The organism is Micromonospora sp. DT63, assembly GCF_049841615.1.
Classification (GTDB): domain Bacteria; phylum Actinomycetota; class Actinomycetes; order Mycobacteriales; family Micromonosporaceae; genus Micromonospora.
On record NZ_JBNCKQ010000004.1, the window covers coordinates 208,448 to 226,207 of the forward strand.

Annotated in this window: 14 protein-coding genes; 6 read left to right on the forward strand and 8 right to left on the reverse strand. The window is 72.6% G+C overall.

Annotated features, from left to right (window positions below):
• Nucleotides 1–12 precede the first annotated feature (12 nt).
• From ACLQ27_RS16765 to ACLQ27_RS16775, 3 genes are all read right to left on the reverse strand, one after another.
• Complete coding sequence (locus ACLQ27_RS16765; protein WP_357494027.1) at nt 13–942, reverse strand: glycosyltransferase; 930 nt, start codon at nt 940–942, stop codon at nt 13–15.
• A 300-nt stretch (nt 943–1,242) separates the two neighbouring features.
• A complete protein-coding gene (locus ACLQ27_RS16770) occupies nt 1,243–3,051 on the reverse strand; it encodes an O-antigen ligase family protein (protein WP_357494025.1) in 1,809 nt (602 codons plus the stop codon).
• A complete protein-coding gene (locus ACLQ27_RS16775; protein WP_357494023.1) occupies nt 3,051–5,018 on the reverse strand; it encodes a trypsin-like peptidase domain-containing protein in 1,968 nt (655 codons plus the stop codon). Before ACLQ27_RS16775 ends, ACLQ27_RS16770 begins: the two co-directional genes overlap by 1 nt.
• Nucleotides 5,019–5,345: 327 nt before the next feature.
• Between ACLQ27_RS16775 and ACLQ27_RS16780 the strand changes: the two genes are divergently transcribed.
• Genes ACLQ27_RS16780 through hutH form a run of 6 tightly spaced genes read left to right on the forward strand, consistent with a single transcriptional unit; the run spans nt 5,346 to nt 13,145 of the window.
• Nucleotides 5,346–6,197, forward strand: a complete 852-nt coding sequence (locus ACLQ27_RS16780) for a MurR/RpiR family transcriptional regulator (RefSeq protein ID WP_425867521.1) — start codon at nt 5,346–5,348, stop codon at nt 6,195–6,197.
• A gap of 16 nt (nt 6,198–6,213) precedes the next feature.
• Nucleotides 6,214–7,872 (forward strand): urocanate hydratase, encoded by a 1,659-nt coding sequence (gene hutU, locus ACLQ27_RS16785; protein ID WP_357494019.1) that lies wholly within the window; start codon nt 6,214–6,216, stop codon nt 7,870–7,872.
• Nucleotides 7,869–9,071: an allantoate amidohydrolase gene (locus ACLQ27_RS16790; RefSeq protein WP_425867523.1), complete on the forward strand. Its 1,203-nt coding sequence runs from the start codon at nt 7,869–7,871 to the stop codon at nt 9,069–9,071. The genes hutU and ACLQ27_RS16790 overlap by 4 nt, the downstream gene beginning before the upstream one ends.
• Nucleotides 9,062–10,429: a formimidoylglutamate deiminase gene (locus ACLQ27_RS16795; protein WP_425867525.1), complete on the forward strand. Its 1,368-nt coding sequence runs from the start codon at nt 9,062–9,064 to the stop codon at nt 10,427–10,429. Before ACLQ27_RS16790 ends, ACLQ27_RS16795 begins: the two co-directional genes overlap by 10 nt.
• Nucleotides 10,426–11,610 (forward strand): imidazolonepropionase, encoded by a 1,185-nt coding sequence (gene hutI / locus ACLQ27_RS16800; protein ID WP_425867527.1) that lies wholly within the window; start codon nt 10,426–10,428, stop codon nt 11,608–11,610. The genes ACLQ27_RS16795 and hutI overlap by 4 nt, the downstream gene beginning before the upstream one ends.
• Entirely contained in the window at nt 11,607–13,145 is a 1,539-nt protein-coding gene (hutH, locus tag ACLQ27_RS16805) for a histidine ammonia-lyase (RefSeq protein ID WP_234581498.1), read from the forward strand. The genes hutI and hutH overlap by 4 nt, the downstream gene beginning before the upstream one ends.
• A 62-nt stretch (nt 13,146–13,207) precedes the next feature.
• Here the strand turns inward: hutH and rdgB are convergent, their stop codons facing one another.
• The 5 genes from rdgB to ACLQ27_RS16830 form a co-directional block, all read right to left on the reverse strand.
• On the reverse strand, nt 13,208–13,825 hold the full coding sequence (gene rdgB / locus ACLQ27_RS16810; RefSeq protein ID WP_425867529.1) for an RdgB/HAM1 family non-canonical purine NTP pyrophosphatase: 618 nt from the start codon (nt 13,823–13,825) through the stop codon (nt 13,208–13,210).
• A gap of 52 nt (nt 13,826–13,877) precedes the next feature.
• On the reverse strand, nt 13,878–14,603 hold the full coding sequence (gene rph, locus ACLQ27_RS16815) for a ribonuclease PH (RefSeq protein ID WP_357573196.1): 726 nt from the start codon (nt 14,601–14,603) through the stop codon (nt 13,878–13,880).
• 10 nt (nt 14,604–14,613) lie between these two features.
• On the reverse strand, nt 14,614–15,783 hold the full coding sequence (locus ACLQ27_RS16820; protein ID WP_425867531.1) for a glycosyltransferase: 1,170 nt from the start codon (nt 15,781–15,783) through the stop codon (nt 14,614–14,616).
• On the reverse strand, nt 15,780–16,925 hold the full coding sequence (locus ACLQ27_RS16825) for a glycosyltransferase family 4 protein (RefSeq protein ID WP_357573198.1): 1,146 nt from the start codon (nt 16,923–16,925) through the stop codon (nt 15,780–15,782). The genes ACLQ27_RS16820 and ACLQ27_RS16825 overlap by 4 nt, the downstream gene beginning before the upstream one ends.
• An 89-nt stretch (nt 16,926–17,014) precedes the next feature.
• On the reverse strand, nt 17,015–17,758 hold the full coding sequence (locus tag ACLQ27_RS16830) for an MBL fold metallo-hydrolase (protein WP_357494002.1): 744 nt from the start codon (nt 17,756–17,758) through the stop codon (nt 17,015–17,017).
• Nucleotides 17,759–17,760: the final 2 nt, after the last annotated feature.

The window sequence follows — 17,760 nt, forward strand, 5'->3', positions numbered from 1 at the left end:
GCTGACGGCGGCTCACCGCCCGAGCGCGGCGACCAGCAACTTGCCGATCTCGCTGGCTGCGCGGAGCATCTTGATGCCCAGCGCCAGACCCGGCACGCGGGGTCGGGTGTACCGGCTGATCAGCTGGAACCAGACGGCGAGCCCGGCGAGCCGATGCCGGCTGATACTCCCGACGTGCCGATGGAACCGGACGACCGGATGCCCGAGATGAGTCAGATGAACGCCGCTGGCGAGTGCCCGCAGGACGAGTTCGACATCCACCTTGATGGGCAGTTTCTCGTCGTATCCGCCCAACCGGATCAGCAGCTCCCGATCGATGGACATGCCGGAGTGCTTGAACGGCAGCCGGGGGCGAGCCAGGACCGACCAGAGCATGCGGCGTGCCGTCGGATAGGACGGAAGGCGGATCTGCCGGACGGAACCGCCGGCCAGTTCCCGATAGTCGGTGTAGATCCATACGGCGCCGGTCGCTATCAGGAAGTCCTGGATGTGGCTCAGACCGTCTTCGGTGAGCTCGTCGTCGGAGTCGAGGACGGTGATGTACCGACCGCGGGCGACGCGCAGCGCCGTGTTGCGGGCCGCACTGATGCCCGAGGGTTTCTGACGGACGAGCCGAATGCGTTGGTCGGCCAGAAGACCGGCGGCTGCCAGGCACTCCTGGGAAGGGACGGTGGAGCCGTCATCGACCACGACGACCTCGAAGTCGTCGAAGGTGCCACCGAGGACACTGCGGATCGACGTGACCAGCAGCTCCGGGCGGTCGCGCACGGCGATGCACACAGAGATTGCCGGGGTGATCCGTCGTACTGGCTCGATGAGGCCGACCGTCGGCGCGTCGACCGCCGTGCGCACGGGCTCGTTGGGACCAACAGTCGGCGCGTCAATGTCGTGGCCGGACACCCCCGGGCATCGCGGCGGCGCATGGCCGTCCTGGTTGGTCACCTGCGCGGCCCTCAGAACGGAAACGCTGTCGCTCACGGCGAGCGCCGACCGCCGTCCGGGATGGCGTCCACACAGGTCGGAACCCGCCCGTCGAACGAGCCGTCGACTCTGCTGCTATCGCCCATGCCCAAAACCCCCGTGATGGTCACTGCTGGCCGTCCTGGCGACGCTCCGGAGGACCGTCACACCGATGGACGCCGATGTGGACGCCGTGCGCGGCAGATGGATTCTAACGATGCTCACACCACCGCACCACTACCGAAAGTGGACGGAGGGTCACGCGGGCCGTGTCGGACCGACTCAGGTGGATTCGGTCGGAGGACGCATCTGACGTGCGGTAGCCAGGATCTCGTCAGTGGCGAGGACGAGAGTCTCGGCCTCCTGCGCCCCTGCGGGGCGACCGCTACCCGCGGCCGCAACACCTTCTCTGTCTGGCTCCTGATCGACAGCCGCAGGCTGGCGCTCGGCCCACCACGCGAGCCCGACGACCGTCCAGAGCAGCGGCGGGAGCAACGGATCCTCCATCGAGGGCGAGAAGAAGCCGACGATACAGGCGAATACGAGGGCGGCGATTCCCCATAGGACGGTGGGCGGTATGCGTCGGTCCACTTGATGCAAATGCCGCGGCCGGGACAGGAGCGGTCTGGCAACGAGGAACAGCCACACCAGGTAGGTGGCGAACCCCAGGACGCCGACCTCCATGATCAGATGCAGCCAGAACGAGTCGACCTGAACGGCCTGGAAGCCGTAGCGATTGAAGCCGCCTGGACCAAGTTTCGGGTTCTTGTGCCAGTTGGGATTGTTCTTCTCGGCAACCACACCACCGAACTGACCGATACCGAAGCCGAGAACGGGTTGACGCGGCAGAATGTTCGCTGCCTGCTGGAGGTAGAGCACCCGGATCTCGCGGACCGGAGCCGGCGAGCGAGTGGCCGTCGGCGTGACCGCCCTCGGCGACGTGGCCTGCTGCGCGGAACCGCCCGGCCGGGGAGATGCGGAACCGCCCGGCCGGGGAGATGACGACGGCTTCACCGAGGCCTTGAGGCCACTGGCCTTACCCGTGGCCGGTGTGGACGGCTTCGCTGTGACAGGGGCCGAGGGCCTGACGGTGGGAGGCCCCGGCGTCGTACCGGGTGCCGCCGCAGGCCGGGACGGTTCGCTTCCGGCGGGGTGGTTAAAGCTCGAGAACGCGTTGCCGATGCGGCGTTCCCACTCGGCCCGGTTGTCCGGGCGGACGGCGATCTGTGTGACCGTACACAGAACCACGAGCAGGCAGACGGCGAGGATCCGTCGGAGGTTGCTCCGGACCACCACCGCGACGACCGCCGCGCCGATCAACACACCCAGCAGGGTTTCCCGGGACTGGGTAGCTGACATGGCGACGGCGATGACGGCACCCGCCACCCACCAACGCCGTCGGACTTCGGTCGTGGTCGCCACCCACGCGACGACGCCGAGCAGAGTCAGCCCCAGGACGTGACCGAGGTGATTCGGATGGGACAGCAGACCCTGCGCGCGGCTCTGATCCGCCCAGGTCAGATCCACCCAGCCTAGGGCACGGTAGGCCGGGCGACCGACGACCATCTGGACCAGTGCGAGCAGTACGTTGACGCCCACCACAGCAGCCACCACGAGCAACAGACGGCGAATCATCGTCTGATTCAGCTCGGCAGCGCGTAAGGCGTAGAAGACGATGACGCCGCGGAAGTAGACGAACAGCGCCTCGCCCATCAGCGACGTGGAGGAGTCGTTGACCACTCCGGTGAGCACCATCACCAGCCCCAGCGCCACCAGGGCGAGGTCGGCACCGGTACGAAACCGGTGCCACAGGCGGTCGGTGGCGACCTTGGCCACGGTCAATGCCGCGAGCCCCAGGTAGAGGGCGGTCTTCAACTGCTTGGGCCACTGCGCGGCGCTATCCAGGTTGACCCGCGGATCCTCGCTCGTTGGCCCGGTGAGCACCTGGGCCCACGTCTCGAGAAGCACGTGCACCAGCAGTGCGCCGACGACCACCACGATGACGGTGGAGAGGAACGCCGAGATGGGCCGGAAGGACGGCTCTGTCGGGCCGGCCCCCGGCGCCACTTCTCGGTCGAGCGAACCGGTCATCACACGTTCCTACGGCGCCGGACCAGCATCACCACGAGGACGACCAGACCGACAAACAGCGCACCGCCGGCGGCGGCGAGCAGCACCATGGGCCACGTCGTCCGGTTGCCCGATTCGATTTCGTTCTGCTGCCGTTCCACGGCGTTCTGCCGGTACGCCTTGGCGAGGAGGTTGGCCGGGGAGGTCTGCGCGACGGTGCTGAACTGAGCGATAGCGGTCGAGTGTTCGCCGGCGAAATAGGCGTCAAGGGCACTGCGGTAGAGCTTGTCGGAATCACCGAGCCTGTTGGCGACGCCGGCCTCGCCCAGCAGCGTGCCCAGGGCCGACGACGGCACCACCACCCGATTCGCCCGGTCGGGGCGGGCTTGGTCCTGGTCGATCATGCCAGCGACCCGGCCGGTCGGGTCGAGCGCGATGCCGCCATGGGAGCTGGCACCGAGATCCTGGTTGATCCGGTAGATGGACACCGGGCCCCGCCGGCCGGTGCTCGTGATGTCCACCAGCTTCGACTGCGGGCCGTAGGAGGCTGTGCGGAAGTCGGTGTCAGCGGTCGTGAAGCCCAGGATCAGCAGCGAACTGCCTTCCGCGAGGCTCGCCGACTGATTGAGTTCCGCCACGGGCAGGTTTTCCCCCGCAAGCTTGATGAGCGCGGTGTTCCCGGTCTCGTTGGGCAGGGTCCGGATTACCTGCGCCGGGATCGCCGTGTCGGTGGTCAGATTGCCCTTGGCAGTGTTGAGCTGACCACGAATCTCGGTGACCGGCTCGGTCCCGGGGTCGATGCCGGTGAACCTGGTCTTGCTCAGGTTGGTACGCACATAGGTCTCGACCTGCGCGGCGTCCAGTTGGTTCTCGCGCACGAGCATCCGGGCCACGGCGTCGAGGGCGATCTGGCGGGCATTGTCCTGCGTTGGCTTGACGCAGGCGCTACTGGTGAGGGCATGCCCGTCCGGCGTGACCACGAATGCGCTGCACCGGCGGCTGAAGCTGATCGGCGTGGCCCGGACCGGTGCATTGGTGCTGGCGTCGCGGACGTAGCCGGTGAACACCGCCTCGACGAAGACCAACGACGGCGCGGCGACCGCCAGGGCGCGCTCCTCCGGGCTGTACGGCGCGGCTTGCGCCCACGGCTTCAGCGGCGGATCCACGGCGGCGGCCGTCGGAAACGCGGTAACGCCGCTCGTCGGTCGCGTACCGGGCCCAGCCGGCTCGTCGTCGGAGAGTATCCAGACGAGGCCGCCGCTGGCCACGGCCACCACCAGCACGAGCGCGACCAGTCCGCCCCAGAGCCCGGCCTGCCGCTTCGGCGGCTCCGACGGCCGGATCCTGCGGATCGAGCCGGAGAACGGATCATGGGACGGCGCATCCACCGGCGCAGCGGCGGGCGATTGCGGCGCGTCAGCGTCGGGTTGCACGGGTGTCGGGGCGGGGACTGCAGCGGACGGACCGGCGTGCAGCGCCCACGGCGCCGGCGGCGGTCCCGAAGTCAACTGCGGAACGCCGGAAACCTGCTGCGGCGGCCCCGATACCTGCTGCGGGACACCAGACACCTGCTGGGGAATGCCCGAGACCTGCTGCGGTATCCCCGAGACCTGCTGGGGAATGCCCGACACCTGTTGCGGTATCCCGGAAACCGGGGCCGTGGCACCACCCTCCGCCGGAATCGGCTGGTATTCCTGACCGAGCGCTCGGAACAACCGCTCCGCGCCCGGACCGACCTCCGCGGGGTACGCCACCCACGGTTCGGTGGCGGAGAAATCGGCGTACGCGAACGCCTGGCCACCGGAAGCCTGTGCCAACGCATTGGACGTTGCGGCGAAGGACTCGCGCCAGCCCGGCGTGCCGGCTACGGCGGCGTCCAGCACGGCGATCGTCACCAATCGGCCCTGCCCGTCGATAGCCGCCCATGCCTTCCCGGCAGGGCAGACGCCCAGCATGTGGGTGAACCTGTAAGGGCCAACCGGCTGCATGCGCACTCCTCTGCTCAACCGCCGTGCGGATACTACAGAGAGCGCGCTCGCCCACCGGCCCGGCGGTCGTCGGCCCGACACTCGTCCGGACCCCTCGCCGACGGCACTCTCGCCCACACCGACGACGTTCGCTCTCCCCAGCAAACCAGCAGGGACCGGGTTCTTGGGCACCTGTTTTCGTCGGGATCCGCTCGGCACCCAGGCTGGCCATCCACACGGGTATGTCGCTCGCCGACGCTGCCGAATCGATGGCCGCCCCGGCTGTGGCATCCAGCCTGTCCGCGTAGCCGCTTGCCCTCTGAAAGTTTTCATGCATAGAGTCACGGAGTGAATGAAGGAGCTGTCCAGGCGTCGGCCGAACAGGTGTTCCACCTGTTCGACGGCGTACGGCTCACCCCGACCCAACGCCGGATCGCGCACTGTCTCGTGCAACACGCGCCGACCGTGGCGTACCTCTCCGCGGCGGAGGTCGCCGAACTGGCCGGGGTCAGCCAGCCGTCGGTCACCCGGTTCGCCGTCGCGCTCGGCCATGACGGCTATCCGGCGCTGCGCCGCCGGCTGCGCGACCTCACCAGCACGACGCCCGGCGGGCCGACGGACGCCGGCAACGAGCTCCAGCAGGCGGTACGCGCCGAGATGGGCAACCTCGACCGGCTGGCGGGCCAGCTCGCCGACACCGATCGGATCGCCGAGACCGGCCGGCTGCTCGCGACCAGCCGACCGCTGCCGGTGCTCGGCCTGCGCGCCGCCGCGCCGCTGGCGGCGTACTTCGCCTACTTCGCCGCCAAGGTGCACCCGGACGTACGGGTGCTCGACGACGGCGGCAGCCTGCTCACCGACCGCCTGGAGCAGGCCGCCGAGGCCGGGGCGTCCGCCGTTCTCGCCTTCGTGCTGCCCCGCTACCCCCGCGAGACCCTGGACGCGCTGCGCGACGCGCGTGCCGCCGGACTGACCGTCGTGGCGATCACCGACTCGCCGGTCAGCCCGGCCGCCGAACACGCCGACGTGCTGCTGCCGGCCGCCGTCGGCGCCCAGCTCGTCTTCGACCTGCACACCGCCCCGATGACCCTGGCCATGGTGCTGTTGCAGGCGATCTGCGACGCCGCGCCGGCCGACACCCAACGCCGTCTGGAGGCGTTCGAAGCCTCCGCGGCCCGCCGACAGTTGTTCCTCGGTTGACCGGAGGAGACCGCAGATGACCCAGCCCATTCGCGCCGCACGGGGCAGCCAGCTCACCACCCGCGGGTGGCAGCAGGAGGCCGCCCTGCGGATGCTGATGAACAACCTCGACCCGGAGGTGGCCGAACGCCCCGACGATCTGGTCGTCTACGGCGGCACCGGCAAGGCGGCGCGGGACTGGCCGTCGTACCACGCGTTGGTCCGTACGCTCACCGACCTGCGCGAGGACGAGACGATGCTGGTGCAGTCGGGCCGCCCGGTGGGCGTCATGCGCACCCACGAGTGGGCGCCCCGGGTGCTGCTGGCCAACTCGAACCTGGTCGGTGACTGGGCCACCTGGCCGGAGTTCCGCCGCCTCGAACAGCTCGGCCTGACCATGTACGGGCAGATGACCGCCGGCTCGTGGATCTACATCGGCACTCAGGGCATCCTCCAGGGCACCTACGAGACGTTCGCGGCGGTGGCCGCGAAGAGGTTCGGAAGCACCCTCGCCGGCACGCTGACGCTGACCGCCGGCTGCGGCGGTATGGGTGGCGCGCAGCCCCTCGCGGTCACCATGAACGGCGGCGTCTGCCTGATCGTGGACGTGGACCGCACCCGGCTCGACCGTCGCGTGCACGACCGCTACCTCGACGAGGTGGCCGACTCCCTCAACGACGCCGTCGAGCGGGTCCTCGCGGCGAAGCGGGAGCGGCGGGCGTTGAGCGTCGGCGTCGTCGGCAACGCCGCCGAGGTCTTTCCCGAGCTGCTCAACCGGGGCGTCGCTATCGACATCGTGACCGACCAGACCAGCGCGCACGACCCGCTGGCGTACCTGCCGGTGGGGGTCGAGCTGGCCGACGCCCGCGACTACGCCGCCGCGAAGCCGGCCGAGTTCACCGACCGGGCCCGTGCGTCGATGGCGAAGCACGTCGAGGCGATGGTCGGCTTCCTCGACGCCGGCGCCGAGGTGTTCGACTACGGCAACTCGATCCGGGGCGAGGCGCAGCTCGGCGGCTACCAGCGGGCCTTCGACTTCCCCGGTTTCGTGCCCGCGTACATCCGGCCGCTGTTCTGCGAGGGCCGGGGCCCGTTCCGGTGGGCGGCGCTCTCCGGCGACCCGGCCGACATCGCGGCCACGGACCGGGCCATCCTGGACCTGTTCCCGGAGAACGAGTCACTGGCCCGATGGATCAAGCTGGCCGGCGAGCGGGTCGCCTTCCAGGGCCTGCCGGCCCGGATCTGCTGGCTCGGTCAGGGCGAACGGGACCGGGCGGGTGTGCGGTTCAACGACATGGTCGCGTCCGGTGAGCTCTCCGCCCCGGTGGTGATCGGTCGTGACCACCTGGACACCGGCAGCGTCGCCAGCCCGTACCGGGAGACCGAGGGCATGGCCGACGGCTCCGACGCCATCGCCGACTGGCCGCTGCTCAACGCCCTGGTAAACACGGCCAGCGGGGCGTCCTGGGTGTCGATCCACCACGGCGGTGGCGTGGGCATCGGGCGGTCGATCCACGCCGGGCAGGTCTGCGTGGCCGACGGCACCGCCCTGGCGGGGCAGAAGATCGAGCGGGTTCTCACCAACGACCCGGCGATGGGCGTCATCCGACACGTCGACGCCGGCTACGACAGCGCCCGCGAGGTGGCCGAGCGCACCGGGGTCCGGGTGCCCATGACGGAAGGGGGACCCGCGTGAGCGACGACCTTTCCGCCCGTTTCCGGGCCCTGTGGGACGAGATCGCGTCGGTCGGACGGGACGCCGGCAGCGGCGGCTACCTGCGCTACGCGTTGACCGAGCCGGAGCAGGAGCTGCGGGCCTGGTTCCGTACGCAGGCGCAGCGGCGGAGGCTGCCGGTCACCGAGGACGGCAACGGCAACCTGTTCGCCCACTGGGGTGACCCCGAGGGCGCCGACGCGGTGTTGACCGGCAGCCACTTCGACTCGGTGCCGCACGGCGGGGCGTACGACGGGCCGCTCGGCATCGTCAGCGCGTTCCTGGCCGTGGACGAGCTGCGCGCCGCCGGCGTCACCCCCGTCCGGCCGCTGGTGCTGGGCGCGTTCGTCGAGGAGGAGGGTGCCCGTTTCGGCGTACCCTGTCTGGGCTCGCGGCTGCTCACCGGCGCGCTCGCGGCCGACCGCGCGGCCGGCCTGCGCGACGCGGCCGGGGTGAGCTTCGCCGACGCGCTCGGCGCGGCGCCGGCGGGCGCCCGGCCGGATCTGCTGGGCCGGATCGGCGCCTTCGTGGAGCTGCACGTCGAGCAGGGCCGCGCGCTCGTCGACACGGACGCGCCGGTCGGGGTGGCCAGCGCGATCTGGCCGCACGGCCGCTGGCGCTTCGACGTGGTCGGCGAGGGCAACCACGCGGGTACGACCCGGATGGCCGACCGCCGCGACCCGATGCTGACCTACGCGTTCACTGTGCTGGCGGCCAACAAGGAGGCCCGGCTGCGCGGGGCGCACGCCACAGTGGGCCGGGTCGCGGTCGAACCCAACGCCACCAACGCGATCCCGTCGAAGGTGACCGGTTGGCTGGATGCCCGCGCCGCCGACCCGGAGACGCTGACCGGGCTTGTCGACGCGGTGCGCGGCAAGCTCGCCGAGCGGGCCCGCCGCGACGGTACGGAGGTGACAGTCACCGAGGAGTCGGTGACCCCGCTCGTCGCCTTCGACGGTGAGTTGGCCAGACGCCTGGCCACGCTGCTCGACGCGCCGGTGCTGCCGACCGGTGCGGGGCACGACGCCGGGGTGCTCGCCGCGCACCTGCCCACCGCGATGCTCTTCGTCCGCAATCCCACCGGGGTGTCGCACTCCCCCGCCGAGGCCGCGACCGACGACGACTGCGCCGCCGGGGTGCGCGCGCTGGCCCGCGTGCTCAAGGAGCTGACATGCCGGTGACCCCGACGCGCTGGCTCGCCGAGTACGCCTGGCTGCCCGATCTCGCCCAGCCCACGCCCGACGTGCTCATCGAGACCGACGCCGGGGTGATCACCGCGGTGACCGCGTTGGCCGCGCCCGGCCGGCCGAGCGCAGGTGTGGACGTGTACGCCGACGCCGTGCCGCTGCCCGGCCTGACCCTGCCGGGCCTCGCGAACGTGCACTCGCACGCCTTCCACCGGGCGCTGCGCGGGCGTACCCACGGTGGCCGGGGCGACTTCTTCAGCTGGCGGGACCGGATGTACGCGGTGGCGGACCGGCTGGACCCGGACACCTACCTGGCGCTGGCCCGCGCCGTGTACGCCGAGATGGCCCTCGCGGGGGTCACAGGCGTCGGCGAGTTCCACTACCTGCACCACCGGCCCGACGGCGGCGCGTACGACGACCCGAACGCGATGGGGGCGGCGCTTGTCGAGGCCGCCGCGCACGCCGGCATCCGGCTCACCCTGCTGGACGCCTGCTACCTGAGCGCCGGAGTGGACGGCCGGCCGCTCGCCGGGCCGCAGCGGCGTTTCGGCGACGGCGACGCGACCCGCTGGGCGCAGCGGGTGTCGGCGTTCGCACCGGCGGACCCGCACGTCCGGGTGGGCGCGGCCGTGCACTCGGTGCGGGCGGTCCCCGCCGAGCAGTTGCGCGCGGTCGCCGACTGGGCCCGGGAGCGGAACGCGCCGCTGCACGTGCACCTCTCCGAGCAGCCCGCCGAGAACGACGAGTGCCGGGCCGTGCACGGGCGTACGCCCACCGCGCTGCTCGCCGAGCACGGGGTGCTCGGGCCGGACACCACAGCCGTGCACGCCACCCATCCGACCAGCGGCGACCTGACGCTGCTCGGCGACAGCCGGACCGGGGTGTGCCTCTGCCCGACCACCGAACGCGACCTCGCCGACGGCATCGGCCCCGCCCGGCAGATGGCGGACGCGGGGATCCGGCTGAGCCTGGGCAGCGACAGCCACGCCGTGATCGACCTGTTCGAGGAGGCCCGGGCGGTGGAGCTGGACGAGCGGCTGCGCACCCGCCGCCGTGGCCACTTCACGCCGGCGGGCCTGCTGACCATGGCGACCGCCGCCGGGCACGCCGCGCTGGGTTGGGCCGACGCCGGGCGGATCGCCGTGGGCGCCCGCGCCGACCTGGTCACGGTACGACTGGACAGCGCCCGCACCGCCGGGGTGCCGCCGGTGGGGACGTTCTTCGCCGCCGGGGCGGCCGACGTCGACCAGGTGGTGGTGGACGGCCGCGTGGTGGTGGCCGAGGGCCGGCACCTGAGCGTCGACGTGCCTGCCGAGTTGTCGGCGGCCATCGAGGCGGTGATCCCCTCATGAGCAGTCTGCTGGTCGACAACATCGGCGAACTGGTCACCAACGGCGTCGGCGAGGGCCCGCTGGGCATCCGCCGCAAGGCGGCCGTGCTGATCGAGGAGGGCCGGGTGGCCTGGGTCGGGCCGGCCGCGTACGCGCCGGCCGCCGACCGGCGGATCGACGCCGGTGGCGCCGCCGTGCTGCCTGGCTTCGTGGACAGCCACGCGCACCTGGTCTTCGCCGGGGACCGGGCCGCCGAGTTCGCCGCCCGGATGGCCGGCGAGCGCTATACCGGCGGTGGCATCCGCACCACTGTCGGCGCGACCCGGGCCGCCACCGACGACGAGCTGCGGGCCACCGTGCGCCGGCTGCGCGGCGAGGCGCTGCGCCAGGGCACCACGACCATCGAGATCAAGAGTGGGTACGGCCTGAACGTCGCCGATGAGGCCCGCTCGCTGCGGATCGCCACCGAGACCAGCAGCGAGACCACGTTCCTCGGCGCCCACGTGGTGCCCCCCGAGTACGCCGACCGCCCCGACGACTACGTCGGACTCGTCTGCGGACCGATGCTTGCCGCCGCCGCACCGTACGCGAAGTGGATCGACGTGTTCTGCGAGCGGGGCGCCTTCGACGTGGACCACGCCCGCGCCATCCTGGCCTGCGGGCAGGCCGCCGGGCTGGGCGTACGGCTGCACGCCAACCAGCTCGGCCCCGGCCCGGGCGTCCAGCTCGGTGTGGAGCTGGGCGCGGCGAGCGTGGACCACTGCACCCACCTGTCCGACGCCGACATCGACGCGCTCGCCGGCACTGCCCACAGCGACGGGTCGGGCACCAGCACCGTGGCCACCCTGCTGCCCGGCGCCGAGTTCTCCACCCGCTCGCCCTACCCGGACGCGCGCCGGCTGCTCGACGCCGGAGTCACCGTGGCGCTGGCTACCGACTGCAACCCCGGCTCGTCGTACACCTCGTCGATGCCGTTCTGCATCGCCCTCGCCGTCCGAGAGATGCGGATGACCCCGGCGGAGGCGCTGTGGGCGGCGACCGCCGGCGGCGCACGGGCCCTGCGCCGGGACGACGTCGGCGTGCTCATCCCCGGCGCGCGGGCCGACCTGGTCGTCCTGGACGCGCCGTCCTACCTGCACCTGGCCTACCGGCCCGGTGTCCCCCTGATCCACCAGGTAATACGCAACGGAGTTCCCCAGTGACGACCGTGATCATTCAACCCACCGGTATCACCGCCGACGACGTCCTCGCGGTCGCGCGCGGCACCGCCACGGTGTCCCTCGACCCGGCCACCCGGGACGCGATGGCGACCAGCCGCGCGATCGTCGACGGGATCGAGGCCGCCGGGCGGCCCGTGTACGGCGTGTCGACCGGGTTCGGCGCGCTCGCCAACACGTTCGTCGCGCCGGAGCGACGGGCCGAACTGCAACACGCGCTGATCCGCTCGCACGCCGCCGGGGTGGGCGCCCCGATGCCGCGCGAGGTGGTCCGGGCCATGATGCTGCTGCGGGTCCGCTCGCTCGCCCTGGGCCGCTCCGGGGTCCGCCCGCTGGTCGCCGAGGCGCTCGTCGACCTGCTCAACCACGACATCACCCCGTGGGTGCCGGAGCACGGTTCGCTGGGCGCGTCCGGCGACCTGGCGCCGCTGGCGCACTGCGCGCTCGCGCTGCTCGGTGAGGGCTGGGTGCTCGGCCCGGACGGCGAGCGGCGCGACGCCGCCGACGCGCTGACCGCCGCCGGGCTCAAGCCGATCGACCTGGCCGCCAAGGAGGGGCTGGCGCTGATCAACGGCACCGACGGCATGCTCGGCATGCTGTTGCTGGCCATCCACGACGCGGCGCACCTGTTCGCCATGGCGGACGTAACGGCAGCGCTGGCCATCGAGGCGATGCTCGGCTCGGAGCGGCCGTTCCTGCCCGAGCTGCACGCCATCCGTCCGCACCCCGGCCAGGCGGCGTCGGCGGCGAACATCCACCGGCTGTTGCAGGACTCCCGGGTCATGGACTCGCACCGCGACGACCTGGCGCACGCCGTGCAGGACGCGTACTCGATGCGCTGTGCGCCGCAGGTGGCCGGCGCGGCCCGGGACACCCTGGACTTCGTCCGCACGGTCGCGGCACGGGAGCTGGTGTCGGTGGTGGACAACCCGGTGGTGCTGCCCGACGGCCGGGTCGAGTCCACCGGAAACTTCCACGGTGCGCCGCTGGGCTTCGCCGCCGACTTCCTCGCCATCGCCGCCGCCGAGGTGGGCGCGATCGCCGAGCGGCGGGTGGACCGCCTGCTGGACGTGGCCCGCAACCGGGAACTGCCCGCGTTCCTCTCCCCCGACGCCGGGGTCAACTCCGGCCTGATGATCGCCCAGTACACGGCGGCCGGGATCGTCGCGGAGAACCGCCGGCTCGCCGCCCCCGCCTCGGTGGACTCGCTGCCCACCAGCGGCATGCAGGAGGACCACGTCTCGATGGGCTGGGCGGCGGCCAAGAAGTTGCGCACGGTGCTGGACAACCTGACCAGCCTGCTCGCCGTCGAGCTGCTGGCCGGCGTACGCGGCCTGCAACTGCGCGCACCGCTGGTGCCGTCGCCGGCCGGCCGGGCCGCCGTCGCCGCCCTGGGCACGGCCGCCGGTGAACCCGGCCCGGACGTGTTCCTCGCCCCGGTGCTGGAGGCCGCCCGCGCGGTGCTGGCCGGGCCGGAGCTGCGCGCCGCCATCGAACGGGAGGTCGGCCCGCTGGGCTGACCTCCGCGGGTCGCTGTCGCCCGCCGCGGGTCAGGCGGCGGGCGGCAGCACCTCAACGATCGTCAGGCGGCGGGCGGCAGCACCTTCGCGACGAGCTTGGCCAGCTCGCGCAGCGCCTTGCCCCGGTGACTGATGGCGTCCTTCTCCGCCGGGGTCAGCTCCGCGTTGGTCCGGTCCTGTCCGTCGCCCAGGAAGATCGGGTCGTAGCCGAACCCGCCGTCACCACGCGGCGCACGCAGCACCCGCCCGGACTGCCGGCCGTCGACGAGGTGTTCCTTGCCGCCGGGCAGCACCAACGCCACGGTGCAGACGAACGAGGCGGCGCGCTGCTCGTCCGGGACGTCGGCGATCTGGTCCAGCACCAGCTGAAGGTTGGCCCGGTCGTCGCCGTGCTGGCCGGACCAGCGGGCGCTGAACACCCCCGGCATGCCGTTGAGCGCGTCGACCGCGAGCCCGGAGTCGTCGGCGATGGTCGGCAGCCCGCTCTGCCGGCAGCCCTCCCGCGCCTTGATCAGCGCGTTCTCGCCGAAAGTCAGGCCGGTCTCCGGCAGCTCCGGATACTCGTCGACGTCGTCGAGGCCGAGCAGGGCGATCCGGTGCGCGCCGAGCGCGCCGTCCAGGATCCGCTGAAGCTCCACCAGCTTCTTACGGTTACGCGTGGCCAGCAGGACCTTGTTCATGCGGATTCACCTTCGTTCGCGACTGCGGGGCTCGCAAGCTCACTCCTCGCGCTCACGCGAGTGCCTTGCGCTGGGCTTCGGCCAGATCCGCGCACCCCGCCACGGCCAGGTCGAGCAGGCTGTCGAGCTGGTCGCGGGCGAACACGCCCGCCTCACCGGTGCCCTGCACCTCGACGAAGTCGCCCGCACCGGTGCACACCACGTTCATGTCCACCTCGGCGGCCACGTCCTCCTCGTAGCAGAGGTCGAGCCGGGCCTCCCCCGCGATGATCCCCACGCTGACCGCCGCCACCGACCGGTGCATCACCTTCTCCGGCTTGCCCGCGAGGGCCTTGCGGGCGGCCAGCCAGCCCACCGCGTCGTGCAGCGCCACGTACGCGCCGGTGATCGCGGCCGTGCGCGTGCCGCCGTCGGCCTGGAGCACGTCGCAGTCGAGCACTACCGAGTTCTCGCCGAGCGCCTTGAGGTCGATGCTGGCCCGCAGGCTGCGGCCGATCAGCCGGGAGATCTCGTGGGTGCGCCCACCGACCCGACCCTTGATGCTCTCCCGGTCCGAGCGGGTGTTGGTGGCCCGGGGCAGCATCGCGTACTCGGCGGTCACCCAGCCGAGCCCGGAGCCCTTGCGCCAGCGGGGCACGCCCTCGGTGACGCTCGCCGTGCAGAGCACCCGGGTGCCGCCGAACTCGACGAGCACCGAGCCCTCCGGATGGGTGCTCCAGCCCCGGGTCAGGGTCACCGGTCGGAGTTGAGAGGGCCCTCGCCCGTCAGGTCGCGCCATGCCCTGCACCCTATGCGGTGCGGCGATCCGCTTCCCCCTGGGTGTCCCGAGCAGTGTCCGCGTCGTGCACCCGCAGGAATCCGGCGACCGCCGCCGGCCAGCCGAACTCCTGTGCCCGGGCCCGGGCGGCCCGCCGTCGCGCGGCCTCCGGCCGGGCCACGAGGCGGGTCACGGCCTCGGCCATCGACTTTCCGGAACCGTATGCGGCGATCCCGGCCGAGCCGACCACCTCGGGCAACGCGCTCGCGGCGTTCACCACCACCGGGGTGCCGCAGGCCAACGCCTCCAGCCCGGCGAGGCCGAAGGTCTCCACCGGGCCGGGCGCGAGCACCACGTCCGCGCTGGCGAGCAGCGCGGCCACCGCCGCCCGGTCGGGCAGGTGACCGGTGAACGTGACCGGCAGGCCGGCGGCCCGGCGGGCCAGCGACGCCCGCAACGGCCCGTCCCCGGCCAGCACCAGCACCGCCGGCACGCCCGAGCGGCGCAGCTCGGCGAGGGCTTCGACCGCCAGCTCCGGCCGCTTCTCCGGAGACAACCGGGCGCAGTGTACGAGCAGCAGTTCGGTCGGGTCGGCGTAGCGCTCCCGCATCGCCGGGTCGACCCGGTCGGGGTGGAAGGTGTCCAGGTCCACCCCGAGCGGCACGAGATCCACGTTGTCGGCGCCGATGCGGTCGAACTCCTCGGCCGCCCACCGGGTCGTGCACACGATCCGGTCGTACGCCCGGCTGGTGGCCCGGTTGAGCCGGTCCGCGACCGGCCGCCGCAGCACGTCCGGCACACCCCACTGGCCGAGCAGCCCGGTCAGCGACTCGTGCGAGACCATCACCGACGGCACCCCGTGCGCCTTCGCCCAGTTCCCCGTCCAGCGCAGCGACGACCTGTCGGACACCTCCAGCCGGTCCGGCGCCAGCTCGGCGAGCACCCGGGCCAGCCGCCGCCGACCAACCAGCAGCCGGTAACCGCCGGTGCCGGGCAGCTCCACGCCGGGCAGGGTCACCACCCGACCCCACGGGTGCCACTCGTGTGCGTCGCGTCGACCGGGCACCACCAGCACCGGATCGTGCCCCGCCGCGCGGTAGCCCTCGCCGAGGTGGCGCAGCGCGGTGCGCAGGCCACCGGAGCGCGCGGTCACGAAGTTCGCGAGCCGGACGATCCGCAGCCCGCCGGCCGTCCCCGTCACGACGCGGCCGGCAGGCCCACGGTGGCACCCTGGGCGCGTACCGCCCGGTAGTGCCCGACCAGCTCGTCGCCGACGGCCGCCCAACTGCGTCGGCGGACCGCGGCCCTGGCGGCCACCCCGTACGCCCGCCGCCGGTCGGCGTCCCCGGCCAACTCGGCCACCGCGGCGGCGAGGGCGTCGCCGTCGGCCGGCGGGACCAGCAGCCCGGTCGTTCCCGAGTCGACCAGATCGACCGGCCCGCCACTGGCCGGCGCGACCACCGGCACCCCGGAGGCCAGCGCCTCCTGGAGGGTCTGGCCGAAGGTCTCGTGCGGCCCGGTGTGCACGAACACGTCCAGGCTGGCGTAGAGCCGGGCCAGGTCCTCGCCGTGCTGCACCCCCAGGAAGTCCACCCCCGGCAGCGCCCGGGTCAGCTGGCGGCGGGCGGGGCCGTCGCCGGCCACCACGACCCGCACGCCCGGCAGCCGGGACGTCGCCGCCAGCAGCTCCACCCGCTTCTCCGGGGCCAGCCGGCCGACGTAGCCGACCAGCAGCTCCCCGCCGGGGGCCAGCCGACGCCGCAGGTCGTCGCACCGCTTGGCCGGATCGAACCGGACGGCGTCCACGCCCCGGCCCCACAGCCAGATCCGCTGCACCCCGTTGGCGATCAGGTCGGCGGCCGCCCGGGTCGACGGCGCGAGGGTCCGCTGCGCCAGATTGTGGATCTCCCGAAGCCGTCGCCACGCGGCGGCCTCACCCCAGCTCACCCGGTACGCCCTGGCATAGGCCGCCACGTCGGTCTGGTACACCGCCACCATGGGCAGCCCGTACCGGCTGGCGAGGGTTGCCGCGCGGGCGCCGAGGATGAACGGACTGGCCAGGTGCACCACGTCGGGCGCCGCCGACAGCAACGCCCCCGCCAGCCGGGTGGTGGTCGGCACGCCCAGCCGGAAACCCTGGTAACGGGGCAACGGCACGCTCGGGATGCGCACCACCGGGTACGGCGACCCCTCGATGTCCCGCCCTGCCGCCCCGGGCGGTGCGGGTGCGATGACCACCGGTTCGTGGCCCCGGGCCAGCAGGTGCTCCGCCGTGCGCACCACGGAGTGCGCGACGCCGTTCACGTCCGGCGGGAACGACTCGGTCACGATGGCGATCCGCATGCCCACACCGTGCTGGTGCCACGGGTGCCCCAGGCGACCAGCCGCTGACCGGCCGGCGAACAGTACGGCACAACACCGCCGCGAGGCGGTCAGATGTCGTAGCTGGCGCCGGCCCGGACCACCTCGAGTGGGCCGGTGTACGCGGCGGCAGCCGACTCCAACGTGTGCGCCTCGCTGCCCCACGCCGCGACCAGGTGGGTGAGCAGCAACCGCCCCACCACCGCCTTGGTCGCCGTCTCGCCCGCCTCGCGGCCGGTCAGGTGCAGGTCCGGAGGATTGTCCACGCCGTCGAGGTAGCTGGCCTCGCACAGGAACACGTCGGCGTTCTGGGCCAGGCGCAGCAACGCGTCGCAGGGCGCGGTGTCCGACGAGTAGCACAGCGACCGACCGCCGTGCTCCAACCGCACGCCGTACGTCTCGACGGGATGGTTGACCCGGTCGACGGTGACGGTGAACGGCCCGATCGGGAACGTGCCCGGCTGCAACGCGTAGAACTGGTAGACGTCCTCCACCGTGCCGTCGTCGCCGTAGGCGGCGCTGAGCCGGTCCGGTGCGCCGGAGGGCGCGTACACCGGCAACGGCGGGTAGGGGCCGTCCGGGGCGTACCGGCGGACCACCACGTACGACGCGGCGTCGAGGATGTGGTCACAGTGCAGGTGGGTCAGCAGGATCGCGTCGGGCGCGTGCAGCCCCACGTAGCGCTGGAGGCTGGACAGCGACCCCGGGCCGAAGTCGACCAGGAGGCGGAAGCCGTCCGCCTCGACGAGATAGGCGGAGCACGGCGACTCGGGGCCGGGGAAGCTACCGGCACACCCCAGGACAGTCAGTCGCATCG